Genomic DNA, 26,108 nt, shown 5'->3' on the forward strand with positions numbered 1-26,108 from the left:
TCCGCCCCCCGAACCGGAGCATTGCCGTGTCCTCGAACGTCCTCGCGCACATTTCCGACTTGTCCGCCCACAGTGCCGCCGCGCTGCAGGTGATCCGCCGTCATGGCGCGGTCGTCGAATTCCATCCCGAGAAGATTTCCGTTGCCCTGACCAAGGCTTTCCTGGCCGTCGAGGGGAGCCAGAGCGCGACCTCGTCGCGGGTGCGCGAACTGGTTGCGCGGCTGACCGAAACGGTCGTGCGTTCGCTGACCCGCCGCCTGCCGGACGGTGGCCGGGTGCATATCGAGGATATCCAGGACCAGGTCGAACTGGCGCTGATGCGCTCCGGCGAGCACGACGTCGCCCGCGCCTATGTGCTCTACCGCGAGCGGCGCGCCGCCGAGCGGGCCGCGCTGGCCGAAGTCCAGGGCGTGCCCGAGCTGCATGTGACGGTCGATGGCGAGCGCCGGCCGCTCGATGTCGCAGGTTTGCTGAAAACCTGCGAAACGGCGTGTGCCGGGCTGGGGGAGGGCGTTTCGCCGCGGACCATCCTCGATCACGCGCTGAAGAACCTGTACGACGGTGTTGCGCTGGCCGACGTCAAGCAGGCGCTGGTGCTCGCCGCGCGTACGCTGATCGAGCGCGAACCCGGTTACGACTACGCCACCGCCCGCCTGCTGCTGGCCAGCCTGGTCGAGGAAGCGGCCGGGCCGGAAGCGGCGCAGGATGAGGCCGTCGAAGCAACTTACTTCCCGGTCTTCGTCGAACGCGGCGTGATTGCCGAACTGCTCGACCCGCGCCTCAAGGATTACGACCTCGACCGCCTGGCCGCCGCGCTCAAGCCCGAGCGCAACCAGTTGTTCGGCTACCTCGGCCTGCAGACGTTGTACGACCGCTATTTCCTGCACATCGACGGCCGTCGCATCGAAACGCCGCAGCTTTTCTTCATGCGCGTGGCGATGGGCCTGGCCTTGAACGAAATCGACCGCGAAGCGCGCGCCATCGAGTTCTACGACCTGATTTCCAGCTTCGACTTCATGTGCTCGACGCCTACGCTGTTCAACAGCGGCACCCTGCATTCGCAACTGTCGTCCTGCTACCTGACCACGGTGGCCGACGACCTCGACGGCATCTACCAGTCGATCAAGGAAAACGCCCTGCTGCAGAAGTACGCCGGCGGGCTGGGCAACGACTGGACACCGGTGCGCGCGCTGGGCAGCCGGATCAAGGGCACCAACGGCCAGAGCCAGGGCGTCATTCCGTTTTTGAAGGTGGTCAACGACACGGCGGTCGCCGTGAACCAGGGCGGCAAGCGCAAGGGCGCCGTCTGCGCTTACCTGGAAACCTGGCACCTGGACATCGAGGAATTCCTCGAACTGCGCAAGAACACCGGCGACGAGCGCCGCCGCACGCACGACATGAACACCGCCAACTGGATTCCCGACCTGTTCATGCAGCGCGTAATTGCCGGTGGCGAGTGGACGCTGTTCTCGCCGGTCGATACGCCCGACCTGCACGAAAAATCCGGGCGCGCCTTCGTCGAGGCGTATGAAGCCTACGAAGCCAGGGCTGCCGCCGGCCAGTTGAAGCTGCACAAGAAGATTCCCGCCGTGCAGTTGTGGCGCAAGATGCTGACCATGCTGTTCGAGACCGGGCACCCGTGGATCACCTTCAAGGACGCCTGCAACCTGCGCTCGCCGCAGCAGCACGTCGGCGTCGTGCATTCGAGCAACCTCTGTACCGAGATCACGCTGAACACCTCGGATTCGGAAACGGCGGTGTGCAACCTCGGCTCGGTCAATCTGCTGGCGCACCTGAAGGACGGCCAGCTCGACCGGGAAAAGCTCGCCCGCACCGTGAGCACCGCCATGCGCATGCTCGACAACGTCGTCGATATCAACTTCTACGCGACGCCCAAGGCGCGCAACGCCAACCTGCGCCACCGCCCGGTCGGCATGGGCATCATGGGTTTTGCCGATTGCCTGTACCAGTTGGGCATTGCCTACGCCTCGCCGCAAGCCGTCGAATTCGCCGACCGCAGCATGGAAGCCGTCTGCTATCAGGCTTACTGGGCATCGACCGAACTGGCGCAGGAGCGTGGCCGTTACTCCAGCTTCACCGGCAGTCTGTGGGATCGTGGCATCCTGCCGCACGAAAGCATCGTGCTGCTCGAAGCCGGGCGCGGCGAGGCGGTCGAACTCAACCGCGACAGCCGCCTCGACTGGGACGCGCTGAAAGAACGCATCGCTCGCCACGGCATGCGCAACTCCAACTGCGTTGCCATCGCGCCGACCGCGACCATCTCCAACATCGTCGGCGTCTCCGCCAGCATCGAGCCGGCCTACCAGAACCTCTACGTCAAATCCAACCTGTCCGGCGAATTCACCGTGGTCAACGAAGCCCTGGTCCGCGACCTCAAGACGCTCGGCCTGTGGGACGAAGTCATGGTCGCCGACCTCAAGTATTTCGACGGCTCGCTCGCCCGCATCGACCGCGTGCCCGACGAACTGAAAGCCCGCTACGCCACCGCCTTCGAGATCGACCCGGTGTGGCTGATCGAAGCCGCCGCCCGACGCCAGAAATGGATCGACCAGGCGCAGTCGCTGAATCTCTACCTGGCGCTGCCTTCCGGCAAGAAGCTCGACGAGATCTACAAGCTGGCCTGGAAGCGCGGCCTCAAGACCACCTACTACCTGCGCACGCTCGGTGCCAGCCAGGCGGAAAAGGCCGGCGGTCGCGACGATGCCGTGGTGCAGGAAGAGGCGCCGAAGTTCTGCGCCATCGATGATCCGACTTGCGAGTCTTGCCAGTGACGGCGACCCCGGCGCGCCGGGTTAAGCTTCTGCCTTTTTTCGTTACCGGAACCCGCTGATGAAACCGAGTCCATTCCGCCATTTCGTCCAACTGGCCTGCCTGTTGCTGGCGCTGCCGGCGTTTGCCGGCGCCCCGGTCCTGCCGCCCGAGGTCGCGGCCAGCGCCGAACTGGTGCAGGGCGAGCGCGACGGCTACTGGGAGAAGACGCTGGTCGTCCACTTCCCGGAAGTCCGCCGGGCGCTGTCGACCAGCGACGGCATGGTCAATGCGCGGGCGGCGATCAACCACGCCGCGCACCCGCTGCTCTGGCGCAAACTGGGCGCTGACGCCAAGCCGTACACCGAACGGCAACGCCTGGCTGCGGCGGCGCGTCTGGGCGTCGCCGATGCCGCGGTGGCGCACATGGCAACGGCCGCCGACATGGACAACCTGGCGGTCGTCACGCGCAGCCACGGGCCGCTGACGGTGACCGTGCTGGCCACCGCTGGCGCGCGTACCAACGCGATCCGCACCGGCGTCGATAGCGGTAGCCACATCGAGGGTCTGGACAAGGACGGCAAGCCGACCGGCACGATCAACATCCTGGTGCTGAGCAACATCGAACTCAGCGACGCGGCGCTGGCCCGGGCGCTGATCACCGTCACCGAAGGCAAGACGGCGGCGCTCGAAGACCTCAAGGTGGCCAGCAGCTATACCAAGGGTGTGCAGGCGACTGGCACCGGCACCGACAGCATCATCGTCGTTTCCGGCACGGCGGCGCCGCGCGCCACTTACACCGGCGGTCACAGTCGCATCGGCGAGCTGATCGGCAAGGCGAGCTACGCGGCGGTGGTCGAGGCGCTGGGCAAGCAGAACGGCTATTTCCTACCCGGCGCCAAACGTTTCCCCGATGCCGCCGGCGGCCCGGACAAGGCCGAAGGCGATCTGCGCATCGCCTTGCTCCACCTCGACCCGGTGCCCGGCGACATCGCCGGCAACCGCGCCCGCATCGAGGGCGCCATCGGCGAAGCGGCGCGCCACGGTGCCGACTGGGTGGTGACGCCGGAACTGGCCGAAACCGGCTACAACTTTGTGAAGCGCATCGGCACCGACTGGATTCATCCTTTCCCCGACGCCTGGGTCCATACCCTGGCGGCAATTGCCCGCGATAACGGTATCGCGCTCTTCGTCGGCCTGGCCGAGCGCGAGCCGGGCAGCGGCAAGTTGTACAACAGTGTCGCGGCGATCGATCGCGCCGGCAGTATCCTCGGCACCTGGCGCAAGCAGCGCCCGGTCGGCCGTGCCGAAGCCTGGTCGCTGGCCGGCGGCGCCAGCCGGCCGCTGACGGTCGATGGCATCGCCGTCGGCAGCCTGGTCTGCGCCGACGCCTGGCGCCCCGACACCGCCGCGCAACTGGCCGGGCAGGGCGCGCAGATCCTGCTGTCGCCGGCCAACTGGCCGCCGGTCGAGGGCATGGGGCCGGGCGATGTCTGGGAAAAACGCACGGCCGAAACCGGCTTGCCGATGTTGATCGTCAATCGCGGCGGCACGGAACCCGAGCTCGATTTTTCGACCGGCGAGAGCGCCGTGTCGATGAACGGCGAACGCCTGTTCAGCTTCACCGCGCCGACCGGCGGCATCTTCTATGTGGACTGGGATCGCGGTCAGCGTTTCCGCGAAGTCCGTCCCTGATTCTGGAAGCCTCACCATGAAACTCTCCCGCGCCTTCATCCTGCCGCTGCTTCTGTGCGCCGGCCTGGCCCAGGCGGCCGACTGCCCGCGCATCGTCAGCCAGTCGCCCTACATCACCCGCGCGCTTGAATGGCTGGGGCGCGGCCCCTGCGTCGTCGGCGTCAGCCGTTACGATCCGCTGCCGGTCGATCACACCGGCGGCGTTATCGACCCGGACGCGGCGGCCATCGCCGATCTCGAACCCGACGTCGTCATCTTTTCCGAATGGACGCCGGCGGAAACGGCAGCGCGGGTCACGCCGCCGGGGGCGGTGTCGCTGCGCGTCGGCGGTTTCAAGGGCATGGCCGGGGTCGAGCAGATGCTGCGCGAGGTCGGTCGGGCGACTGGGGTGGTCGACATCGAGCAACGGGTCGACCGTTTTGCCGCCGACTGGCGCGCCGCCGCCCAGGTCGATGCGCGCCAGCGCCGCGTGCTGATCCTCTCCGCATGCAGCAATGCGCCGTATTCCTTCGGGCGCGGCACGACGCTGTTCGAATTGTTCACTGCCGCCGGTTTCGAGGTCGTCGCCGACCACGACAACATCCGCAATTTCCGTCCGGGCCAGCCTGGTGGCGATGTTGGCGCCTGGATCAGCGAGCGTCGGCCGGACCTGCTGTTCGCCCTGCAGGACCGCCGCTCGGAAAGCTGCAACCCGGCCATCGCCGAGCCCGGCGTGCCCATCCTGCCGCTCAGCGGCGATGACTTCACCCACCCGGGGCCCGGATTCCTCAAAGGGCTCGAAGAACTGCGCGAGAGCATGCGCGCGCTGAACCAATAAGCTCAGGGAGATTGCCATGAATGCCGCCTACCGTTTCGATGACTGGGAAAGCCACGCGCCGGCTGCCGCTGCACCCGTCGCGCCGACTTCCGCACCAGCCCCGTCGCCAGCCGCCACGCCCTCGCTGGCGCCGATCAATGCCGCCGACAAGCGCATCGTCAACGGCAAGGCCGACATCAACCAGTTGGCGCCGTTCAAATACCCCTGGGCCTGGGAATTCTTCCTCAAGGCCAACCGCAACCACTGGACGCCGCTGGAAATCAGCATGGCCCAGGACGTGCACGACTACCACCACAAGCTCAGCCCGGCCGAGCGCCACGTTTTCGAGAATGTGCTCGCCTACCTGACCACCTCCGACATCCTGGCCATGCGCAACATCGGCCTGGCGGTGATGGAGAAGATGAGCGCGCCCGAACTGCAGATCTACCAGGCCCGCCAGGTCTATGAAGAAGCGCTGCACACCTGGACCTACCAGCACTGCATCGAAAGCATCGGCCTCGACCAGCAGGAAATCTACAACCGCTACCGCGTCGTGCCGCAGATCCACGGCAAGATCGCGCTCGCCAACCGGCGGCTGGAAAAGGCGCTGCGCTCCGATTTCGACCTCACCGACCGCGCCAACCTGCACGAATTCGCGCTCTCCTACTTCTTCTTCGCGGTGATCTTCGAAGGCTGCTGGTTCTACAACGGCTTCACGCCCATCTTCGCGCTGCAACGGCGCGGCCTGATGAAAGGCGCCGCCGAGCAACTGCAATACATCATGCGCGACGAAGTCCTGCATTGCGCTTTCGGCATTCGCGTCGTGCGCGAACTGTTGAAGGAAGAGGGCCTGGAACTCGACCCGCAGGCGCTGCGCACCCTATGGGACGAAGCCGAAGCCGCCGAACGCGCCTACGCCAGCTACATCCTGCGCGACCCCATCCTCGGCTACAACGCTGACCTGCACGTCCAGCAGTTCCGCTTCATCGCCAACCGGCGGGCGCGCCAGGTCGGCGTCGAGGAACCTTTCCCGGGTGCCGAGAACGTCCTGCCCTGGCTCGACGAACAGGCCAACCTGCGCAAGGAAAAGAACTTCTTCGAGACGCGGGTCACCGAATATCAGACGGGCGGGGCGCTGGCCTGGGATTGATCCTGTGCTGCCAGCGCGCTTTCCACCCTGGAAGCGCGCTGATCGTAATTTCTCAGTAAAGGACTCCTCTTGGCCAGGAAAACCGTGGCGATTCCGGCTGGCACAGAAGTTGTATGAATAAATAAAAATTCATCATACATCGTGTGTGTTTTCTGCTAATCTTTCATTTTGTTAACGCTATGCAATCGCATTTGCGATGTTATAACATTGCGTTTTTTTTGGTATTCAGAGACATTCATGCAAGCTCAGTTTGTTTTCAAGCCCGCTGTTGCAGCACTCTTGCTGATCGGGTTTGGCCCCGGCCTCTGGGCCCAGGAAGGCGAGCGTCAGCTCTCGGAAATCAGCGTCGTTGGCCGTAGCGAAGGCCAGGCTTACTATCTCGAGGAAAGCGGCGTGGCTCGCTCGGAAACGCCGCTGCGCGAACTGCCGCAGTCGGTGCGGGTGATTCCCCGGCAGCTGATCGACGACATCGGCGCCGTCCGCCTCGAGGAAGCCTACGACTACGTTAGCGGCGTCACGCGCCAGAACAGCTTCGGCGGTCTCTGGGACAACTTCGCGATCCGCGGCTTCGCCGGCAACGAGAACACCGGGCCGAACTTCCTGCGCAATGGCTTCGCCGGCAATCGCGGCTTCAACGCCCCGCGCGACATGGCCAACGTCGAGCGCATCGAAGTGCTCAAGGGACCGTCGGCGGCGCTCTACGGCGCCAGCGAACCGGGCGGTATCCTCAACGTGGTGACCAAGAAGCCGCAGTTCAAGGCGGGCAACTCGCTGGAGGTCTATGTTGGCAGCTACGACAGCTATCGTACCTCGTTCGATACGACCGGTCCGCTTGCCGACAACCTGGCCTACCGCCTGAACGTCGCGGTCGAGGACAAGGGCAGCTTCCGCGACCATATCGACAGCGAACGCTACCTGGTTGCGCCGTCCTTCACCTGGGTGCTGTCGCCGAACACGCTGGTCAATTACGACCTCGAGCTGCTGCGTCACAAGGCGCCGCTGGATCGCGGCGTGGTTGCGGTTGGCGGCCGCACCGGCAGCATCTCGCGCGAAACCTTTCTCGGTGAGCCGGGCGACGGTGACATCACCATCGACAACAAGACCCACCAACTGACGCTGGAACACGAGTTCTCCAGCGACTGGAAGGCCAAGGCCGGGTTGGCCTACCGGACGACCAGCTTCGACGGTTACTCAACCGAAGCCAGTCCGCGTACGGCCGGCGTCGTCCGCTGGACAACCGCGGGGACGCCGATCATCGAACGCGAGCGCCGTTTCCGCGACTACGATTCCAACGATCTTTCCTTCCAGGGCGAAGTGCACGGCAAGTTCGCCACCGGTACTCTCAAGCACGAGGTCATGGCCGGTCTCGATAGCTATCGTTTCGAACTCGATCAATTGATGACTCGTGGGCGCTCGACCACCACCTACGGCATCGATATAAATAATCCGGTTTACGGGCAGACGCCGCTGGCGCTTGACACGACACCTGTAAACACCCTGGAAAAGCAGTACGGGACAGGTGTGTTCCTGCAGGATCAAATACATCTGGCAGAGGACTGGCGTTTGCTGCTTGGCCTGCGCCATGATCGCTTCCGTCAGGATCTGAAAAATCGTAGCACCAGTACCGTGGCCAAACAGGAACACAAGGCGACGACGCCGCGCGTCGGCCTGACCTGGCTGCTCAGCCCGAGCGTTTCGATCTATGCGCTGGCCAGCGAATCGTTCCGCCCGAATACCGGCGGTGACGTCAATGGCGGTGCTTTCGCTCCGGAAGAAGGGCGGGCCAAGGAAGTCGGTATCAAGTACGAATCGACCGACAAACGCTATGGCGGCACCTTGTCGTTCTTCGATATCGACAAGAAGAACGTTCTGACCAACGATCTGAACAATTCGGGCTTTTCGATCGCCGCCGGTGAGGCGCGTAGTCGCGGTATGGAGATCGATGTCTCCGGTCAGCTGACCACGAAAGTTCGGGTCACCGCCAACTACGCCTACACCGACGCCGAAATCACCAAGGACAATAACGCGGCGCTGGTCGGCGCCCGCCTGCTCAACGTGCCCAAGCACAGCGGCAGCATCCTGGCGATGTATGAGGCAGGTTTCAAAGATGGTCGTTACGGGTTTGGCGGCGGCGCCACCTATGTCGGTAAACGTTCCGGCAATGCGCTCGATACCTTCGAACTGCCGGCCTACACGACGGCACGCCTGATGACTTACTGGAAGCCGAGCCAGAACCTGCGCTTCTCGCTTGACGTCGAAAACCTGTTCGACAAGACCTATTACGCCAGCTCCTACGACGTGTACTGGGTAACGCCGGGTACGCCGCGCACGCTCACGCTCGGCATGCAGATGCGGTTCTGAGTCAATGGTTGATGTCTTTCTGCCACGCCGCCGGGCGCTGCTGCTCGGCCTCGGCGCCTTGCCGCTGGCCGCTTGCCGGCCTGGGAGCGAAACGCTGACTCAGGGCGAAATCGACGGGCAGACGCTGCGCCTGGTCGGACCCTGGGAAATCACCGGCCTCGACCCTTCGCGGGCCGGCTACCTGTTCTCGCGCACCGAGATCAGCGAGACGTTGGTCGATCTCGACGATCACGGCCACTACGTCGCCGGGTTGTCCAGCGAATGGTCGGTCTCGGCCGACCGCCGGCGCTGGCGTTTCCGCTTGCGACCGGGCGCCCGGTTCCACGACGGCAGCCCGGTCAGCGGCACGGCGGTGCGGCAGGCGCTGGAGTATGCCCGGGTCAAGCCGGGCGGCCTGGGCATGGTGCCGATCGAGCGCATTGAAGCCGGCGAGTTCACGGTCGACCTGCATTTGCGGCAGATTTTCGAACCGCTGCCGGCGGTGCTTGCCCACAGTAGCACGCAGATACTGGCACCCGATTGCTACGGCGCCAGCGGCTCGGTCCGCCGCATCATCGGCAGCGGGCCGTACAAGCTGAGCCTGCTCGAAGCGCCGCAGCGCTTCGCCGCTGAAGTCGCCGAGACCTGGGATGGCCCGGCGCCGGCGATCCGTCGCCTGCATTACCTCGCCGTCGGGCGCGGCGAAAGCCGCGCGCTGATGGCCGAAAGCGGCCAGGCCGATGTCGTGTACGGCCTTGACCCGGCCAGTTGGCAACGCCTGCGCGGTAACCCGAGACTGCAGGTGCAGGCGGTGCATCTGCCGCGCACCATCTATCTCAAGCTCAACGCCGGCCATCCGCTGTTGGCCCGCCGTGAAGTCCGCGAAGCGATCAGCCTGGCCATCGACCGCGCCGGCATCGCCCGCGCCGTGCTGCGTGACGAAAGCGCCACCGCCAGCCAGTTGCTGCCGCCGGTGCTGCCCGACTGGCACGATCCGGCGCTGGCGCCGCTGGCGACTGACCTGGCCCACGCCGGCCAGCTGCTCGACGGTCTCGGCTGGGCCAGGGGCGCCGACGGCATTCGCCGCGACGGGCAGGGCGAGCGCCTGGCGCTGAAATTGCAGACCTTTCCCGACCGCCCGGAATTGCCGGTGGTCGCAGCCGCCATTCAGGAACAGATGCGCCAGCTCGGCATTGCCGTCGAAGTGGCGATCGGCAACTCCAGCGATATCCCGGCTGGACATCGCAACGGCACGCTGCAGATGGCGCTGGGTGCCCGCAACTACGCCAACATTCCCGATCCGTCGCTCACCCTGAGCCAGGACTTTGCCGGCCAGGACAGCGATTGGGGCGCCATGGGCTGGTCCGATCCGGACCTTGCTACGGGCCTGCTGTCATTGCAGGGTGCTGCCGGGGAGCGCGCACGCGTGGCCGTCCGCCGCCAGGTGACGGCCACCCTGCAGGCCGAACTGCCCGTCATCCCGGTCGCCTGGAACCGCTTGGTTGCGGCCGTCCAGCCGCGACTGGCCGGCTTCAGTCTGGACCCCTTCGAACGTTCCTACCGGATCAGCCGGATGCGCTGGCAATCATGAATGCACAAACCCTGATTTCCTTGGGCCGCAGCCTGCTGCCGGTGCTGCTCCGGCGCGGTGGCCAGGCGCTGGCGGTCGGCGTGCTGGTCGGCATGCTCAGCTTCCTGATGATGCGCTGGTTGCCCGGCGATTTCGCCTACCGCATCGCGGCTGGCCGCTATGGCTACGACCTGGTCAGTGCCGAAGCCGCCGAGGCGGTGCGCCGCGAACTCGCACTCGATGCGCCGTGGTACGTGGCACTGGCCGGCTGGTGGCAGCAACTGCTGGCCTTCGACCTTGGCAACTCGCTGGTCATCGGTACGCCGGTGGTCGACGAAATCCGCCACCAGCTCGGCCATACACTGATGCTGGCCGGCGCCGCGCTCGGCTTGTCGCTGCTCATCGGCTTGCCGCTCGGCGTCGCCGCCGGCCTGCGCCCGGGCGGCTGGGCCGACCGTCTTGGCCTCTTGGTGTCGGTCGGGCTGCGTGCCTTTCCGCCTTTCCTGCTCGGGCTGCTGATGGTCATCGTCTTCGCCGGCGCCGACCTGCCGGCGGCCGGACACGGCGAAGCCGCCAACCTGTTCCTGCCGGCGCTGACACTGGCGCTCGGCCTCGCCGCCGGCTCGTCGCGCATCGTCCGCGAGGCGATCCGCAACGTGCTCGCCAGCGAGCATTACGCCTTCGCGCAGACCAAGGGCCTGCCACTGTCGCTGGCGGTATGGCGCCACGCACTGCGCAACATGGCGCTGCCGGTGGTTGCCTATCTCGGCGTCCAGCTGGCCTTCGTCATCGAGGGTGTGGTCATCCTGGAAACCCTGTTCGCCTGGCCCGGCATCGGCCACGCCATGGTGCACGCGGTGTTCTGGCGCGACGTGCCGATGATCCAGGGCACCTGCCTGATGCTGGCGCTGTGCTTCGTCATGTTGAACGCGCTGGTCGACCTGCTTTGCCTGGCGCTCGATCCGCGCCATCGCTGAATGAACCGCCCATGAAGCTGACTACCCTGCATCGCATCGGCTGGCTGTTGCTCGCCGCCATCGCTGTCTTCGCCGCCTTCGGGCCGGCGCTTACCGGCACCGACCCCTTTGCCCAGGACCTGGGCGCCTTCCTGCAGGCGCCCGGTCTGGCGCATCCACTCGGCACCGACCACCTCGGCCGCAGCATGCTCGCCCGGCTCGCCGATGCCGCCCAGCTTTCGCTCGGACTGGCCGCGCTGAGCGTGCTGTCGGCGGCGATTCCGGGCACCGTGCTCGGCATCCTCGCGGCCTGGTACGGCGGCGCGCTGGAAAAAGTGCTGCTGTTCATCTCCGACTCGGTACTGGCGCTGCCCGGCCTGCTGCTGGTGCTGCTCCTGGCGACCCTGGCGCCGGGCGAGTTCTGGCCGCTTTACCTGGGCCTGTCGCTGGCCTTCTGGGTCGAGTATTTCCGCGTCGTCCGCGCCAGTGCCCGGACGCTGTTCGCCTCGCCCGGCGTCGAGGCCTCGTTGCTGCTCGGTTTCGGTCTCGGCTACATCGTCCGCCGTCATGTCTGGCCGGAACTGGCGCCGGTGGTGCGGACGCTGGCCAGCTTCGGCCTGGCCGCCGCGGTGCTGGCGATGGCTGCGCTCGGTTTCGTCGGTGTCGGCGTCAAGCCGCCGCGCCCGGAGCTCGGCGTGATGATGACCGAGCTGCTGCCGTATTACCAGGAAGCCCCCTGGCTGATCGCCGCGCCGGTCGGCCTGCTGGCGACGACCTTGCTGGCGCTGATCCTGATCCAGCATGAGGAGAAGGCCGCATGAAGCGCATCCTGGCGGTTGACGGGCTGAGCGTTCGCGCCGGCGACAACGCGCTGCTGCGCGACGTGAGTTTTGCGCTGGCGCCGGGCGAGGCGCTGACCCTGGTCGGTCAGAGCGGCGCCGGCAAATCGCTGCTGGCGCAGGCGATCATGGGCAATCTGCCGGATGCCCTGCAGGCGGCCGGCACGGTCGAGGTCGCCGGCGTCGCCTCGGCCGCCGCCGACCACCACACGCGCCGGCCGCTGTGGGGCCGCCAGCTCGGCCTGCTGCCGCAGGAGCCCTGGCTGGCGCTTGACCCGACCATGCGCATCCTGGCCCAGGTCGAGGAAACCTATCGCCATGTCCGCCGCGACGGCAACGCCGCCAACGCCCGCCAGCGAGCGCGCGAGGCGCTGGCCGGCCTCGGCTTGCAGGACAAGGCCGGGCATTATCCGCACCAGATTTCGGGCGGCATGGCCCAGCGTGTCGCCTTCGCCGCAGTCTACGCCGGCGGCGCGCCGATCCTGATCGCCGACGAGCCGACCAAGGGCCTCGACCGGCGCATGCGCGACGAGGTCGTCACCTTGCTGCGCGAGGCCTTGCTCGAAGGTTGTGCGCTGCTCACGGTGACCCACGACCTGGAAGTCGCCGAGGCCCTCGGTGGCCGCCTGGCGGTGATCGAACAGGGGCGGATTGTCGAATCCGGTGCCACGACGACGGTGATGCAGGTGCCGCAGCATCCCTACACCCAGGCGCTGCTCGCTGCCCAGCCGCGCAACTGGCCGGCAGAGCCGGCGCCGGCCAGTGGCCAGCCGCTGCTGACAGCGCAGGGCCTGGCCAAGGCCTTCGGCGCCCAGCGCCTGTTCGCCGGTATTGACCTCTGTGTCCATGCCGGCGAGCGGCTGGCGCTGACCGGCCCGAGCGGCTGCGGCAAGACGACGCTGGGCAACATCCTGCTCGGCGTGCTCAAGCCCGACGCCGGTCGTGTCGTCAGCCATGCGGCGCGCCCGTTCGCCTTCCAGAAGTTGTACCAGGACCCGGTCGCTGCCTTCCCGGCGCGGCAGACGTTGCGACAAACCTTTGTCGACCTGTGCCGCCTGCACCGCCTCGATCCCGGCGCTCCGGCGCCGCTGCTCGCCGAGCTCGGCCTCGACGCCGCCTTGCTCGACCGCCTGCCGAGCGAAGTTTCGGGCGGCGAACTGCAGCGCATCGCGATCGCCCGCATCCTGCTGCTGCAGCCGCAACTGGTTTTTGCCGACGAGCCGACCTCGCGCCTTGACGCGATCACCCAGAAGCAGACCATGGCCGTACTGCTGGGCGCCCTTGAGCGCAGCGGCGCGGCGCTGGTCCTGGTCACCCACGACGATGCTTTGGCCGAACGGGTTGCTGGACGGCGCCTGGCGATTGACATGGCGAACTGAGCTCGTCGCAAATCCGACAAAACCGCCGGCCAGGCGCGACACCACGCGCCCGGTCCACGCACCGGCGGCGTTTGCCCCGCTGGCACCGCTCTTGCGTTGGTCCGGGCGTTACCAACCATCGTCCCGTCTGCCATGTCTTTGCCTGAAACTGCCAGCTTTCGCTTGCTCTACGCTGTCGCCGCATGAACGCGGCCCATGTCGGTGACTGGCTGTGCGGCCACGCCCTGACGGCCAGCGATATCGATTGCGCGACCACGGTGATGCTCAAGATCCTCGACGGCAAGTGCAAGATGGGCGCCGTGGATAAAACCGTCATGGCGCTGCTCTACGACGCCGTCAAACATCGTCCGGGCGAGCGCTTCGGCGACGAATACCATCGTTTGATCGCCGCCGCCCGGGCTGCCAGCAGCGAGGGAATGCGCAATCTCATCTACGAAAAGCGCGTGCTCGCCGAAACCATGCTCTCGCGCCCGGTCATGAAAACCTTCAAGGCAATGCTGCGCGAGCAGGGCCTGTTCGCGGGATTGAGCGAGGATGATGAATCGCTGGCCTGAAAGTGTCGGTGGCGGCCTGTAAGAAACTGACGCACTTGCCGACTAACGGGGAACCACCGCGCATCGCGCCAGTCAACCTCCGGGTAGCGCTTGCGGCGAGCGGCGGGGTTTCAACCGCGATCCCGCGCCGGCGAAAGGTAAGCAATGTCCCCCCTCAAGAGATTACAAGGATTGATCTTGGCGATATCCAGCAGTGTATTGATCAGCGCCTGCGGCGACGGTGAAGCGGCCGCCAAGGCAAGCCGGCCGGCCATGCCCGCCGTCACCGACAGCATCGTCCTCGGCATGGGCTGTTTCTGGGGCGCCGAAAAACGCATGGCCGCCATTCCCGGTGTGCTCGATGTTGAAAGCGGTTACGCCAACGGCGACATCGCGGGCACCTACGATGCGGTGCTGGCGCACGAACGCATGCGCCAGTGGGGCAAAACCAGCCTGCGCAATCATGCCGAAGTGGTCAAGGTGACTTTCGACTCGGCCAAGGTCAATCTGGAAACGGTGCTGATCCAGTTCTGGGAAAGCCACAATCCGACGCAGGGTGATCGCCAGGGCAACGATGTCGGCAGCAACTACCGCAGCGCCGTCTATACGCACGACGCCAGCCAGCAAGCCGTCGCCCTGAAAACCCGCGACGCCTACCAGACGGCGCTGACGGCGGCAGGGCTCGGCCGCATCACCACCGAGATCGCGCCGCTGGAAAAATACTTCACCGCCGAGGAATACCACCAGGACTACCTGGTCAAGAATCCGGACGGTTATTGCGGGCTGGGCGGTACCGGGGTCAAGTATCCGGGCGCGTCTTCGGCGGGGCAGTCAGCTGGCATGCCGCCGCTCGATCCCGCCACACTCGACCTGCAGCGCCAGTTGATCGTCTTTGAAAGCGCCGACTGCATCTATTGCCAGAAATTCAAGGCCGACGTCCTCGAGCACTGGCAATCGCCGGTGGCCATCGCCCGCAGCCTGAGTCCGCAGGCGCCGGCCGGCTGGACGCTGGCCAAGGCCTTGTTCGCCACGCCGACCATCGTGCTCTTCGAGCAGGGCAGGGAGGTTTCGCGTTACACCGGCTACAACGGCGATACTGGCCGTTTCTGGCAATGGTTGGGCTTCCACCTGCTGACGCCGGCACAACAGAAGATCGCCTTCGAGCAGGGCACCGAGTATCCCGGCACCGGTTCGCATCTCGACGAAAAGCGCCCCGGCACCTTCGTCGATCCCCTTTCTGGTGCGCCCTTGTTCCGTAGTGATGCAAAGTACGAGAGCGGCAGCGGCTGGCCCAGTTTCTTCAATCCGCTGCCGGGTGCGATCACGCTGCACGAGGATGACAGCCACGGCATGCGCCGGGTCGAAGTCCGCAGCGCCAGTTCCGGCATCCACCTCGGCCATGTTTTCGACGACGGCCCGCCGCCCACTGGCAAGCGCTATTGCATCAACGGCAATGTGCTGAAGTTCGTGCCGGACAAGGCCAGCTAAGGCATTCACGGTTGTTCGGTCTGCTAGGCAAGGCCACCGGTCAGGCAGGCATACGGTGCCGGCAGATCGCCCGGCAGACGCCAGCCGAACAACAATTCCTCGGCGTCATCGACGCTGGCGCCGGTGCACAGTATCTGCTCTGAGAGATGGGCGAACGCGGCCAAACGTAGCCAGAACAGCGTTTCCTCGGTCAGTTTGGGACTCATGATCTTCTCCCGTGATGCAACAAGGAGAATCAAGCAGTTTCCATTCCATTACGCGGGAGGTTTTGCCTTTTTCAGCGAGAGCGTGACCAGAAAGGGGAAGTCGGGGTCGGCCTTGCTGACGATACGGTAGTTCTCACCGACAGCCTGGGCGATCCAGCTGCTCAGGGCGGTACGATCGACCGCCTCGCAGCGCAGGTCGGCGACAATGGTGCCGCCGTCTTCATATACCGGGAAATCCGAGCAGCCCGCCGGCTTGATCGGCTGTCCATAGACGCTACAGGATGCCGTCGCCTCATCGAATACCGGGCAGGGCTTGCCGTGCGCGTAATACAAGCCGTTGCCGGCGCGGATTTCCTGCGGCCCCTGGCCCGCCTTCAGTTGCCGGTCGAAGGCGGCACGCGCCTCATCAATCCGCCAGAAAGTCCTGACCTGTTTCCAGTTCAGTTCCAGCACCAAGGGGTCGAGGCGACAGCAGGAATTCGAGCATTGCGGGCAATGCGGGATCACGGTGCTGGCTTGGTAGGCAGCGGCAGCGCTGGCGAGTTCATTGTCGAGGCGACGGTGGTTAGAGGAACTCATCTTGGATCAGGGCCCCTTGGTTGTCGACCACGGTTGCACCGGTACGCTCGAGATCGCGTTACTCGGCGCCCCAGCGATGATCTTGCGACTGATGCCGAGATAGATCAACACCTTGCGTTTGGCGTCGAAGAGGCGATGAATCTGCGTTTCCTTGAACAACAGTGAAGTGTTTTCGCTAAATACTACCTCGCGTTCCGGCAGATTCTCCGGTACGACGATCGGCGCGATCTGGCGGCAAGCGATGGAAAACTGCGAAGGGTCTTCCGCCAGACCGAGACTGCCCTTTATGCCACCGGTGCGCGCCTGGCTGATATGGCAGGTGACACCGGGAATCTTCGGGTCGTCATAAGCATAGACGCAGACGCGGTGATTGGCGCCGATCAATTTCCACTCGGTGGTTGTGCAGCCAATCTCCTCCGCCAACGCAGGCAGGGCGATGGTGGTGAGAAGCAGGACGGGCAGGGTGCGCATGATGATTTCCGGTTTGACGGCAAACATGGCAGTGTAGCGCGACTCAGTCGCTGGAAGCTGGTTTCAGGCAAGGCTTTCCAACCATTCCAGCAGCTTGCCAGCAGTGTCCGGCCATTGCGGGTCGAGCATCAGCATGTGACCAGCCCCATCAATGATCTGCGTTCTGGCGTTCCACACTGCGGCAGTGAAGAAGAGCATCGAGGCCGGAAAAACCTGGTCAGCCGAGCCACCCATGACCAATGCCGGAATGCGTGCCCGGCTGCGGGCAATGCGAAAGGGCGCAGTGAGCATTTCGGCCACGGCCTTTTCAGATTCCGGCTGGATCAGCGGAAGATACTGGACTGTCTCCTCCGGCGCCAAGCTTGGCGAAAAATAGACGCTGGCCATCGTTCTCATTGTTTTTTCGTTGGCCGCGCCGTTGACCGCATTAGGCAGTTCGGCGAAGAAATCCGGCATGGTCAGGGCAAAGCGACTGGCCGTGCCGCCTGTTCCGGTTGGCGGCACCGGTGCCAGGAAGGCGACGGCGTGAGCCGTGCCATGTTCGAGAAAGCGCTGGCTGACCAGGCACCCCATGGAATGTGCGATCAACACCGGTTCCACCGGCAGGCTGGCGACGGCGGTAGCCAGATCTGTGACGTAATCTTCGATGCCGAAATCGTCGAGATTGAGCCGATCACCCGGGTGGCTGCCGTGGCCGGAAAAATCAAGCGCGTAGCAGTTGTAGCCCAGATCCTGGAAATAAGGGATCAAGCGGACGCTCCACAGCGCAGCGTGGCTGTAACCACCATGCACAAAAAGCAACGGCGGCTGAGTACTCGCTTGATGGGCAGGGTAATGGTGAATGACCGGTGTTTTCGTGGGCATCTTGATCTTCATTGGTGAGAAATTGTTAAGCGCTCAGGGTAATTTGAATCTTCGGTTTCCTCATGAGCCTTTGGTTGACGCATGCAGGATGATCCAGAGAGGCTATATGGTATATATGTCAGATGTTGTTAACTCTGTTGGCAAATGAGTATTTTCCATGGCCTCAATCATGCCTAGTTCGGACCGTCAGCTCAAAATTCGCGCCTTATTCGACGAGTACATCGAGCTCTACGCCGCACGCGATGATCGACTGACCACCTTCTTCAGCGAAGACTTCTGTGGTTATACGGGCGGTGGCAGTGTCCTGGTTACGGATCGCGACGAGTGGGTGAGAATCACCCGCCAGGATTTTGCCGAGGTGCCGGAGCGCATCCGGATCGAAATGCGCGATATCTCTATGCAGGATCTGAGTGAGCATGTCGTCTCCGTCACTGCTTTTTTCAACATTCACCTGCCGGTTCCTGACCATGTCCTGGCGCGCGAGGTTGCGCGACTGACCCTGATCTTCCGTCTTGAAGGCGAGTCCTGGAAAATCGTCCACAGCGGCATTTCGATTCCCTATCACCTGGTGCTCGATGGCGAAGTCTATCCACTCAAGAATCTGCAGGAGCGCAACCGGGAACTCGAAGCCCTGGTCGAGGAACGTACCCGGACGCTGAACGAAAGGGAGTCGTTCTACCGGTTGCTTACGGAAGACGCGATGGATGTCATCTGGCGGGCTGACAGCGAACTTCGTATCACCTACATCAGCCCGTCGGACGAACGCCTTCGTGGCTACAAGTCAGACGAGGTGGTCGGTCATCACGTGCTTGAATTATTCAATGAAGAAGGCGCGGCCATCGTCATGGAAGCATGGCGCAAGCGGCAGGAAGCGGAGCGCGCAGGCAACAGGCTGGGTTTCGTCAGCTTCGAAGCCCCGCACCGCTGCAAGAATGGCAGCGTGATCTGGGGGGAAGTGTTCTCGAAGGCCATGCGCGATGAAAGCGGGAAAATCACTGGATATCACGGCATCACCCGCGAAATCACCACGCGCAAGCAGATGCAGGACCAGGTCAGGCAGCTGGCGTTCTATGACACGCTGACCCAGCTTCCCAACCGGCGCTTGCTCAGCGACCGCCTGAGCCAGGTACTGGCTGCCAGCAAGCGCTTTGGTCGTCATGGCGCCCTGATGTTTGTTGACCTCGATAACTTCAAACCACTGAACGACAAATACGGCCACTTCGTCGGCGACCTGCTGCTGGTTGAAGCTGCCAATCGATTGAAGGCTTGCGTGCGTGAGATGGATACTGTGGCGCGCTTTGGTGGGGATGAGTTTGTCGTGATGCTGGGTGAGCTTGATGCCGATCGCACGAAGTCCATTGCCCAAGCCATGGCCGTTGCCGAAAAGATCCGCCTCAGGCTGTCAGCAACCTATCATTTGAATATTGTGCACGAGCGGATGGCAGAAAGCTCCGTTGAACACCATTGTTCGGCGAGCATTGGCGTGTTCGTGTTTCTCGACCATGAGGACAGTCCCGATGACATCCTGAAATGGGCCGACAAAGCCATGTATCAGGCAAAAGCCGCAGGGCGGAACACAATCCGCTTTCATGAGGCGGACGATGCGGCGTGATGCCCATCCCAATGCGCGACACATTAGCCTCCTGGGTGAGCTGTCGGGAAACCGGCCGCCACCTGACAGGCCATCGAGTGTGTCCGTGAAGCTTCCTGCACCGGGCAGGATCAACCGGCCAGGCAGAGCCGCGAATAGCCGACTCCACCGCCCTTCTCGACGCGGATCTGCGCCGGAATCCGCTCCTTCATTCCGTCGACGTGGCTGATGACGCCGATCATCTTGCCGCTGGCGTTGAGCGTGTCGAGGGCATTGAGGGCGATTTCCAGGGTGTCGGCGTCGAGCGTGCCGAAGCCTTCGTCGAGGAAGAGCGAGTCGATGCTGGTCTTGTGGCTGACCAGGTCGGAGAGGGCGAGGGCGAGCGCCAGGCTGACCAGGAAGCTTTCGCCGCCGGACAGGGTGCGGGTGTCGCGGGCGACTTCGCCTTGCCAGCTGTCGACGATGTCGAGTTCGAGCTCGCCGCTGCTCTTGCGGCGCAGCAGGTAGCGGCCGTGCAGACGGGCCAGGTGGCCGTTGGCGAGCTGCAGCAGGTGGTCGAGGGTAAGGCCCTGGGCGAACTTGCGGAACTTGTCGCCTTTGGCCGAGCCGATCAGGCCGTCGAGGCGCTGCCAGAGGTCGGCGTCGGCGGTCTGCACGGCTATTTCCTGGAATAGCGCCTGCTGGCTCTGCCGTGCCTCCTGGTCGCGGGCGAGCAGGGCGCGCCGGGCGCCGAGCTGTTCGCTGAGTTCGCGGCGCTGCTGGTCGAGTTGGGCGAGGGTGGTGTCGAGGTCGGCGAGCGGTGGTACTTCGTTTTCGCCGCTGGCGCTTGCGGGGAGGTTAGGCGCGGCGTGCAGGCGGGCGAGCTTTTCGCGGGCGGCCTGGAGCAGCGCGTCGGCTTGCTGTTTGGTGGCTTGCCGGGTTTCCCGGGCTTCCTGCAGGCGCTGGCGTTCTTCCGCCGGCAACAGCGCGGCGGTGTAGGCGTCGAGGTCTTTGAACGGGCTGGCGGCAAGCGCCGTTTGCCAGGCGCTTGCCGCGTCGGCGAGGGTTTGCTGCTGCCGGGCGAGGTTGGCGTCGAGTTGTGCCTGCCGGCCCTGCAGCGCGGCGAGTTGCTGGCCGAGTTCGGCCAGGCGCTCGGCGCAGCGGGCGAGGGCGGCGGCGGGGTCGGCTTCGGCGCTGGTTGGCGTCGGCGGGAGAGCGTCGGTGGCTGCAGTCCGCAGTTGCGCGGCTTGTTCGGCCCAGTGGGTGGCCTGGGTTTGCGCGGCGTCGGCGCGTTCCTGTTGCTGGACGAGTTGGGTGGCGAGTTCCTGGCGGCGGCGCTGGGTCTGCTGCCAGTGCTGCCATTCGGCGTCGCGCTCGGCGAGCCAGGCGGCGGGGTCGGCGGGAATGTCGGTCAGGGTTTCCTTGAGCCGGGCGTCGAGTTCGGCCTGTTCGGCGGCGATGCCCTGGCTGGCTTTTGCGATTTCGGCCTGGCGCAGCGCGGTGGTTTGTCCGGCCTGGATCAGCAGTTGCAGCTGGTTGCCGGCGGCGAGCAGGGCCTGGGCGGCGTCGGCGGCGGTCTTGGTGGCGGCGTTGACCGCCTGTTCGCCGCGTTCGGCGGCTTTCATGCGCTCGTCGAGCGCAACCAGGCATTGTTCAGCCGCGTTGCGGGCGGCGGCGATGATTTTTGCGTCCTGCCAGGCGTCGACCGGCAGCGTGCCGGCCGGCAGCGCGGCGAGCTGGGTCTGCCAGTCGTCGGCGAGGCGGGCGAGGTCGCGGGCGGTTTTCGTCTGCTGTTCCTGCAGCGCGGCGTGTGCGGTCTTCGCCTTGGTCTGCTCGTCGCGCAGTTGTTGGCCTTTGTCGACCAGCTCGGCGAGCGATTTCTGCGCCGCCAGCAGCGCGGCCTCGGTGGCCGAGACGTCGAGCGCGGCGTAGTCGGCGATCGCCGGGTGCTCGTGCGCGCCGCACAGCGGGCAGGGCTGGCCCGGCTGCAACTGGCGGCGGTGGTCGGCGAGGCTGCGGATCAGGCGTTCCTGTTCGAGCAGCTTCTGCTTGTCGGCGACCTGAGCGTTCAGCACCTTGTGCTGCTCGCGCAGCGCGACCAGCCTGCTTTCCCGGGCGGCGATCTGCTGTTCGCCCTGCTGCAGTTGCTGCGCCTGCGCGGCCTGCTGGGCGGTGAGTTCGCGGCGCTGGCGGGCGAGAGCGTCGAGCTGCTGCCAGCGGTTGCCGGCGGCCTGTTCGCGCTGCCAGTGGGCGCGCAGCTCGGCCAGTGTCTGGCCAGCGAGGCGCTGGTTCTGTTCGGCGCGGCTGGTCTCGAGCGCAGCGTCGGCGGCGGTTTTTGCCTTCTGCGCGGCGTCGACCGTCAACTGCTGGGCGGCGCGTTGCCGTTCGTTGGCGGCCTGCTCGGCGGCGAGTTTCTGCTGCGCCTGCTGCTGGGCAGTGAGTTCGCGGGCGAGTTTGTCGCGTTGCCGGAATTGTTGATCCCAGACGCCAAGGCGTTCGCCAAGCTGGGCGCGCTGCGCGTGGGCGGTGCAGAAGTCGTCGATCTCCCTGGCGTCGCGCCGGCTTTGTTGCAGGGTCTGTTGCGCCTGGGCGGCGACGGCGGCGGCGTGGCTGGCGGCGGTGTCGTGGCCGGCCAGTTGGGCGGCCTGCAGGCGGCTGCGTTCGCCGTGCAGCGCCTGCCGTTCGGCGGCGGTCTGGCGGGCGGCGGCGTCGGCCTGCTGCCATTGCTGGTGCAGCGGCTGCAGCGCCGCGGCCGGTTCGCTGTCGGCCAGGCGCTTGAGTTCGGGCGCGGCGGCGGCCAGCGCGGCGTCGGCGGCCTGCTGGCGGGTGAGCGCGGCGGTGACTTCCTGTTCGGCCTGGGCGAGATCAAGGCGCCACTGGCGCTGTGCTTGCGTTTGCGTGTGCTGGCGCTGGAGGTCGGCGAGCTGTGTTTCCAGCACGGCGCTTTCCTGCAGCATCGCGGCGCGCTGTTCGTCGCTCATCAGCTCCATGCCGTCGGCGCGGGCCTTGAGCTGGGCCAGTTTGTCCCTGGCTTCGCGCGCCTGCTCGAAGACCTTGCGCGAGATTTCGCCGTAGATTTCGCTGCCGGTCAGTTCTTCGAGCAGTTCGGCGCGCTCGTTGGCGCTGGCATTCAAAAAGGCCGCGAAGCCGCCCTGGGCGAGCAGCATCGACTTGGTGAAGCGCGGGAAGTCGAGGCCGGTGATCTCGGCGACGCGTTTCAGCTTGTCGTTGGTCTGGGTGCTGAGGATGGTACCGTCGCCGTTTTTGCCAACAGCAGCCAGCTCGACTTTCGGCGCCTGCAGCGCGCCGTCGGCCTTGTCGCGGGCGCGGCGCTGACTCCAGAAGGCGCGGTACACGGCACCCTTGACCTCGAATTCGACCTCGGCCAGGCAGTCGGCGGTGTGCCGCGTCATGATGTCGTTGTCGGCGGCCGAGATCGTCTTCAGGCGCGGCGTCTGGTGGTAGAGCGCGAGGCAGATGGCGTCGAGCAACGTCGACTTGCCGGCGCCGGTCGGCCCGGTGATCGCGAACAGCGCGTTGTCGGTGAACGGCGGCCGGGTGAAGTCGACGGTCCATTCGCCTTTCAGCGAATTGAGGTTCTTCAGGCGCAGGGTCAGGATTTTCATGCGTTTTCCCCTTCCGTTTCCCCGTGCAGACCGGCGACGACGGCGCTGTAGCGTTGCAGCAGCGCCTGCTGCAATTCGGCGTCCAGTTCCTCCTGCTGCAGGCGGCGGGCGAAGACTTCGTGCGGATCGAGTTCGTCCAGCGTCTCGCTGGCGACGGCTGCCAGGCGGGCGGCGGCGTTGCCGCGCTGGCGGCGGATGCGCAGGACTTCGAGCGGCCAGCCGTCGGTCAACTTTTCGATGCGCGCCGGCAGGTCGGCGAGGTAGTCGTCCTCGGCGACGGTGACTTCCAGCCAGGTCGGCCGGTCCGGCGTGCCTAGCGCGGCGGCGGCGCCGATCTGTGCCGGCAGGTCGGCGAGCTTGCCGGCGATCGCCACCAGCCCCTGGAAGCGCGGCACCGGCAGCGGCGTCACCGCTTGCAGTCCGTCGGCGTTGAGGTCGACGAGCAGCATTTCCTTTTGCTGTTTCGCTTCGTCGAAGCCGAGCGCCAGCGGCGAGCCGCAGTAGCGGATGTGTTCCAGCCCGCCGACTTTCTGCGGCCGGTGGATGTGGCCGAGCGCGATGTAGTCGGCCGGCGGGAAGGCGGCGGTGGGGAAGGCTTCGAGCGCGCCGACGTAGATTTCGCGCACCGATTCGCTGGCGCTGGCGCCGACCGTGGTCAGGTGGCCGGTGGCGACGACGGGCAGGGTGATGCCGAGCTCGGCCATTTTGGCCCGGGCGGCGGCGTCGACCGTCTGATAGTGCTGCTGGATCGCCTGCTGCAGCGACAACTGCTTGTCTTCGGCGCTCTGCCCGGCCTGGCTGTGCAGCACGTCGCGCGGGCGGACAAAGGGCACGGCGGCGACGATGCAGCCGGGCGTGCCGTCGCGCTGCGCCAGGACGACCACCTGCGTCGCCGGATCGGCGTGCGTTGCGGCGATCACCGTCGTCCCCAGGCGGGCCAGCAACTCGCGGCTTTCGCCCAGCGTCGCCGGCGAGTCGTGGTTGCCGCCGAGCAGCAGCAGCGCGACGCCCGCCTCGTGCAGGCGCACGACCAACTGGCTGTACAGCTCGCGGGCGTAGGAGGGCGGCGTGCCGGTGTCGAAGATGTCGCCGGCGATCAGCACCGCGTCGACCGCGTGTTCCGCCACCTGTTCGAGCAGCCAGACGATCAGCGCCTGATGCTCGGCCTGCCGGCTTTTACCCATGAAATGCTGGCCGAGGTGCCAGTCGGAGGTGTGGAGGAGGCGCATGCGGGCGGCTTGGCGATGACAAAGGCCGGATTTTACGGCCTTTGTCCGGCCTTGCCTCAGGTCCCGCAGAAGGTCTGGTAGCTGGCGGTGATTTCCGGCGCTGCCGGTTCGGTGTAATGGCGGTCGGCGTCGCGTTCGTCGAAGGGCGCGCGCAGCGCGGCGAGCAGGGCGTCGAAGGGGGCCAGATCGTTACGGTCGACGGCGGCTTCGAGGGCATTTTCGACCTGGTGGTTGCGGGCGATCAGCCAGGGGTTGGCGCGCTTCATGGTCGCCAGCAGGGCGGCGTCGCGTTGCGGCTGGCGGGCTTGCCAGCGTTGCTGCCAGGCGGCGGCGTCCGGGTCGCCGGCGAACACTCGGGCGAGCGCCTGCGGGCGGCCGTCGGCGAAGTCGTAGAGGGCGCGGAAGCTGTTGGTGAAATCGTGGCGGCCGCGTTGCAGCAGGGTCAGGAAATCGTCGGCCAGGGTGCGGTCGGTTTCGGCGTCGCCACTGTCGTCGATGCCGAGCTTGGCGCGCATCACTGTCAGCCAACAGGCGGCGTGGCGTTCGGGGAAGGCTTCGATCACCGCCGTGGCGGCGGCGATGGCGCGGTCCGTGTCGGTGTCGATCAGCGGCAGCAGGGTTTCCGCCAGGCGGGCGAGGTTCCATTGGGCAATCGACGCCTGGCGGCCGTAGGCGTAGCGGCCCTGGCTGTCTATCGAGCTGAACACGGTGCGCGGGTGGTAGCTTTCGAGGAAGGCGCAGGGGCCATAGTCGATGGTTTCGCCGGAAATCGTCATGTTGTCGGTGTTCATCACGCCGTGAATGAAGCCGACGCCGAGCCAGCGCGCGACCAGCTCGGCCTGGCGGCCGGCGACGGCATCGAGCAGGGCCAGGTAGCGATCTTCACGGCTGGCCAGTTGCGGGTCGTGGCGGGCGATGGCGTAGTCGGCGAGCTTGTGCACGGCGGCCGGGCCGTGATGCACGGCGACGTATTCGAAAGTGCCGACGCGCAGGTGGCTGGCTGCGACGCGGGTGAGCACGGCGCCGGGTAGGGCGCGGTCGCGGCGCACCATCTCGCCGGTGGCGACCACCGCCAGTGCCCGCGTGGTCGGAATGCCGAGTGCGTACATCGCCTCGCCGACCAGGAATTCGCGCAGCGCCGGACCCAGCGCGCACTTGCCGTCGCCGTTGCGCGAGAAGGGCGTGCGTCCGGAGCCCTTGAAGGTGATGTCGCAGCGCCGGCCCTGGCGGTCGATCACCTCACCGAGTAGTAAAGCGCGGCCGTCGCCCAGGCGCGGCGAGAAGCCACCGAACTGGTGGCCGGAATAGGCCTGGGCGACCGGTTCGGCGCCTGCCGGGACAAGATTGCCGGCGAGCATGGCGATGCCGTCGGTGCTCTCCAGTAGCTGCGGATCGCCGCCGAGTTCCCTGACCAGTTCCCGGTTCAGGCGGAGCGGTTTTGGTGCGCTGGCCGTTTCTGCCTGCCAGCGAACGCAAAATTCCGGGAGTTCCCGGGCGTAGGTGTTGTCGAAAGTGAAAGGGCGAAAGCTGGCAGACATGGTGGTTTTCCGGGCAATGGGCAGGTTGACCGTGGCGAAGGATGTCAGTTCAAGCAATCGACGTTCCTGCCGCCGGGGTTCGCGATGGCGCCTGGGTAGTCTATGCTTCGCCTTGAGGAATATGGCAAACGGAGAGTAATGATGGGTATCAAGAAGCACGTGGCGCCCTGGCTGGTGTTCGCGGTTCTGGCAACCGGTACGACGGCGGGTATGGCTTCCGGCCTCAAGATCCTCGCCTTTGACGACAATTCCTGCCGGGCCTGGCGCCAGGGTGCCGAGGATGTCGAATTGCGCGCCGCCCATGTCGCCTGGGCGCGGGGCTTTCTCAGCGGTCACAACTATGCCAACCCGCGTCAGCAGGTGACCGATGTCTCGGTGGCGACCGTCGAGCGCAACATCGAACAGTTTTGCCGTCGTAACCCGGATGGGCTGTTCATCGACGGCGTTTACCGGATGAGCGACAGCATGTCGGGGCGTAACGCGCCGATCAAGAAATGAAAAAGGCCGGCA

At 65.6% G+C, this 26,108-nt stretch carries 20 protein-coding genes; 13 read left to right on the forward strand and 7 right to left on the reverse strand.

Annotated features, from left to right (window positions below):
• Window positions 1-26 precede the first annotated feature (26 nt).
• The 11 genes from AADV58_RS09275 to msrA all read left to right on the forward strand — a co-directional run bounded on the left by AADV58_RS09275 (window position 27) and on the right by msrA (window position 15,515).
• Window positions 27-2,792, forward strand: coding sequence for a ribonucleoside-diphosphate reductase subunit alpha (locus tag AADV58_RS09275; protein WP_341742984.1), 2,766 nt, complete (start codon window positions 27-29; stop codon window positions 2,790-2,792).
• A gap of 58 nt (window positions 2,793-2,850) precedes the next feature.
• Window positions 2,851-4,464: an adenosylcobinamide amidohydrolase gene (locus AADV58_RS09280; protein WP_341742985.1), complete on the forward strand. Its 1,614-nt coding sequence runs from the start codon at window positions 2,851-2,853 to the stop codon at window positions 4,462-4,464.
• 16 nt (window positions 4,465-4,480) lie between these two features.
• Window positions 4,481-5,281: a hypothetical protein gene (locus AADV58_RS09285; protein WP_341742986.1), complete on the forward strand. Its 801-nt coding sequence runs from the start codon at window positions 4,481-4,483 to the stop codon at window positions 5,279-5,281.
• Window positions 5,282-5,297: 16 nt separating this feature from the next.
• Complete coding sequence (locus tag AADV58_RS09290; protein ID WP_341742987.1) at window positions 5,298-6,410, forward strand: ribonucleotide-diphosphate reductase subunit beta; 1,113 nt, start codon at window positions 5,298-5,300, stop codon at window positions 6,408-6,410.
• A 237-nt stretch (window positions 6,411-6,647) separates the two neighbouring features.
• Entirely contained in the window at window positions 6,648-8,771 is a 2,124-nt protein-coding gene (locus AADV58_RS09295) for a TonB-dependent siderophore receptor (protein ID WP_341742988.1), read from the forward strand.
• 4 nt (window positions 8,772-8,775) lie between these two features.
• Window positions 8,776-10,341, forward strand: coding sequence for an ABC transporter substrate-binding protein (locus tag AADV58_RS09300; protein WP_341742989.1), 1,566 nt, complete (start codon window positions 8,776-8,778; stop codon window positions 10,339-10,341).
• The gene (locus tag AADV58_RS09305) at window positions 10,338-11,297 is read left to right on the forward strand and encodes an ABC transporter permease (RefSeq protein WP_028995673.1); all 960 of its coding nucleotides are present in this window, start codon (window positions 10,338-10,340) and stop codon (window positions 11,295-11,297) included. Before AADV58_RS09300 ends, AADV58_RS09305 begins: the two co-directional genes overlap by 4 nt.
• Window positions 11,298-11,482: 185 nt before the next feature.
• Window positions 11,483-12,097: an ABC transporter permease subunit gene (locus AADV58_RS09310; protein WP_424243846.1), complete on the forward strand. Its 615-nt coding sequence runs from the start codon at window positions 11,483-11,485 to the stop codon at window positions 12,095-12,097.
• Entirely contained in the window at window positions 12,094-13,494 is a 1,401-nt protein-coding gene (locus tag AADV58_RS09315; protein WP_341742991.1) for an ABC transporter ATP-binding protein, read from the forward strand. The genes AADV58_RS09310 and AADV58_RS09315 overlap by 4 nt, the downstream gene beginning before the upstream one ends.
• A gap of 182 nt (window positions 13,495-13,676) precedes the next feature.
• A complete protein-coding gene (locus AADV58_RS09320; protein ID WP_341742992.1) occupies window positions 13,677-14,048 on the forward strand; it encodes a hypothetical protein in 372 nt (123 codons plus the stop codon).
• A gap of 177 nt (window positions 14,049-14,225) precedes the next feature.
• On the forward strand, window positions 14,226-15,515 hold the full coding sequence (msrA, locus tag AADV58_RS09325; protein ID WP_341742993.1) for a peptide-methionine (S)-S-oxide reductase MsrA: 1,290 nt from the start codon (window positions 14,226-14,228) through the stop codon (window positions 15,513-15,515).
• A 23-nt stretch (window positions 15,516-15,538) separates the two neighbouring features.
• Here msrA and AADV58_RS09330 read toward each other — a convergent pair whose 3' ends face one another.
• From AADV58_RS09330 to AADV58_RS09345, 4 genes are all read right to left on the reverse strand, one after another.
• Window positions 15,539-15,721 (reverse strand): hypothetical protein, encoded by a 183-nt coding sequence (locus tag AADV58_RS09330; protein ID WP_341742994.1) that lies wholly within the window; start codon window positions 15,719-15,721, stop codon window positions 15,539-15,541.
• A 48-nt stretch (window positions 15,722-15,769) separates the two neighbouring features.
• The gene (locus AADV58_RS09335; RefSeq protein ID WP_341742995.1) at window positions 15,770-16,300 is read right to left on the reverse strand and encodes a YkgJ family cysteine cluster protein; all 531 of its coding nucleotides are present in this window, start codon (window positions 16,298-16,300) and stop codon (window positions 15,770-15,772) included.
• 6 nt (window positions 16,301-16,306) lie between these two features.
• On the reverse strand, window positions 16,307-16,771 hold the full coding sequence (locus tag AADV58_RS09340; RefSeq protein ID WP_341742996.1) for a CreA family protein: 465 nt from the start codon (window positions 16,769-16,771) through the stop codon (window positions 16,307-16,309).
• A 63-nt stretch (window positions 16,772-16,834) separates the two neighbouring features.
• Window positions 16,835-17,635, reverse strand: coding sequence for an alpha/beta hydrolase (locus AADV58_RS09345; RefSeq protein ID WP_341742997.1), 801 nt, complete (start codon window positions 17,633-17,635; stop codon window positions 16,835-16,837).
• Between the two features lie 157 nt (window positions 17,636-17,792).
• Here AADV58_RS09345 and AADV58_RS09350 point away from each other — a divergent pair, with 157 nt between their 5' ends.
• On the forward strand, window positions 17,793-19,247 hold the full coding sequence (locus AADV58_RS09350) for a diguanylate cyclase domain-containing protein (RefSeq protein ID WP_341742998.1): 1,455 nt from the start codon (window positions 17,793-17,795) through the stop codon (window positions 19,245-19,247).
• Between the two features lie 110 nt (window positions 19,248-19,357).
• On the opposite strand, the gene AADV58_RS09355 is transcribed toward AADV58_RS09350, so the two are convergent.
• Genes AADV58_RS09355 through AADV58_RS09365 form a run of 3 tightly spaced genes read right to left on the reverse strand, consistent with a single transcriptional unit; the run spans window position 19,358 to window position 25,598 of the window.
• Window positions 19,358-22,831 (reverse strand): AAA family ATPase, encoded by a 3,474-nt coding sequence (locus AADV58_RS09355; RefSeq protein WP_341742999.1) that lies wholly within the window; start codon window positions 22,829-22,831, stop codon window positions 19,358-19,360.
• Window positions 22,828-24,060 (reverse strand): exonuclease subunit SbcD, encoded by a 1,233-nt coding sequence (gene sbcD / locus AADV58_RS09360; protein ID WP_341743000.1) that lies wholly within the window; start codon window positions 24,058-24,060, stop codon window positions 22,828-22,830. Before sbcD ends, AADV58_RS09355 begins: the two co-directional genes overlap by 4 nt.
• A gap of 56 nt (window positions 24,061-24,116) precedes the next feature.
• Complete coding sequence (locus AADV58_RS09365) at window positions 24,117-25,598, reverse strand: protein adenylyltransferase SelO (RefSeq protein ID WP_341743001.1); 1,482 nt, start codon at window positions 25,596-25,598, stop codon at window positions 24,117-24,119.
• Window positions 25,599-25,736: 138 nt separating this feature from the next.
• On the opposite strand from AADV58_RS09365, the gene AADV58_RS09370 reads away from it, so the two are divergent.
• Complete coding sequence (locus AADV58_RS09370; RefSeq protein WP_341743002.1) at window positions 25,737-26,096, forward strand: hypothetical protein; 360 nt, start codon at window positions 25,737-25,739, stop codon at window positions 26,094-26,096.
• Window positions 26,097-26,108: the final 12 nt, after the last annotated feature.

It is taken from the genome of Azonexus hydrophilus (assembly GCF_038368255.1).
In the GTDB taxonomy this organism is placed as follows: Bacteria; Pseudomonadota; Gammaproteobacteria; order Burkholderiales; family Rhodocyclaceae; genus Azonexus; species Azonexus hydrophilus.

Bases quoted from the DNA above. Each gene is read 5' to 3' on its own strand.
- AADV58_RS09290 (WP_341742987.1), top strand. From the start codon at position 5,298: ATGAATGCCGCCTACCGTTTCGATGACTGGGAAAGCCACGCGCCGGCT.
- AADV58_RS09345 (WP_341742997.1), bottom strand. From the start codon at position 17,635: ATGCCCACGAAAACACCGGTCATTCACCATTACCCTGCCCATCAAGCG.
- AADV58_RS09300 (WP_341742989.1), top strand. From the start codon at position 8,776: ATGGTTGATGTCTTTCTGCCACGCCGCCGGGCGCTGCTGCTCGGCCTC.
- AADV58_RS09285 (WP_341742986.1), top strand. From the start codon at position 4,481: ATGAAACTCTCCCGCGCCTTCATCCTGCCGCTGCTTCTGTGCGCCGGC.
- AADV58_RS09350 (WP_341742998.1), top strand. From the start codon at position 17,793: ATGGCCTCAATCATGCCTAGTTCGGACCGTCAGCTCAAAATTCGCGCC.
- AADV58_RS09320 (WP_341742992.1), top strand. From the start codon at position 13,677: ATGAACGCGGCCCATGTCGGTGACTGGCTGTGCGGCCACGCCCTGACG.
- AADV58_RS09355 (WP_341742999.1), bottom strand. From the start codon at position 22,831: ATGAAAATCCTGACCCTGCGCCTGAAGAACCTCAATTCGCTGAAAGGC.
- AADV58_RS09335 (WP_341742995.1), bottom strand. From the start codon at position 16,300: ATGAGTTCCTCTAACCACCGTCGCCTCGACAATGAACTCGCCAGCGCT.
- AADV58_RS09340 (WP_341742996.1), bottom strand. From the start codon at position 16,771: ATGCGCACCCTGCCCGTCCTGCTTCTCACCACCATCGCCCTGCCTGCG.
- AADV58_RS09370 (WP_341743002.1), top strand. From the start codon at position 25,737: ATGATGGGTATCAAGAAGCACGTGGCGCCCTGGCTGGTGTTCGCGGTT.
- AADV58_RS09280 (WP_341742985.1), top strand. From the start codon at position 2,851: ATGAAACCGAGTCCATTCCGCCATTTCGTCCAACTGGCCTGCCTGTTG.
- AADV58_RS09305 (WP_028995673.1), top strand. From the start codon at position 10,338: ATGAATGCACAAACCCTGATTTCCTTGGGCCGCAGCCTGCTGCCGGTG.
- sbcD (WP_341743000.1), bottom strand. From the start codon at position 24,060: ATGCGCCTCCTCCACACCTCCGACTGGCACCTCGGCCAGCATTTCATG.
- AADV58_RS09295 (WP_341742988.1), top strand. From the start codon at position 6,648: ATGCAAGCTCAGTTTGTTTTCAAGCCCGCTGTTGCAGCACTCTTGCTG.
- AADV58_RS09365 (WP_341743001.1), bottom strand. From the start codon at position 25,598: ATGTCTGCCAGCTTTCGCCCTTTCACTTTCGACAACACCTACGCCCGG.
- AADV58_RS09315 (WP_341742991.1), top strand. From the start codon at position 12,094: ATGAAGCGCATCCTGGCGGTTGACGGGCTGAGCGTTCGCGCCGGCGAC.
- AADV58_RS09330 (WP_341742994.1), bottom strand. From the start codon at position 15,721: ATGAGTCCCAAACTGACCGAGGAAACGCTGTTCTGGCTACGTTTGGCC.
- AADV58_RS09310 (WP_424243846.1), top strand. From the start codon at position 11,483: ATGCTCGCCCGGCTCGCCGATGCCGCCCAGCTTTCGCTCGGACTGGCC.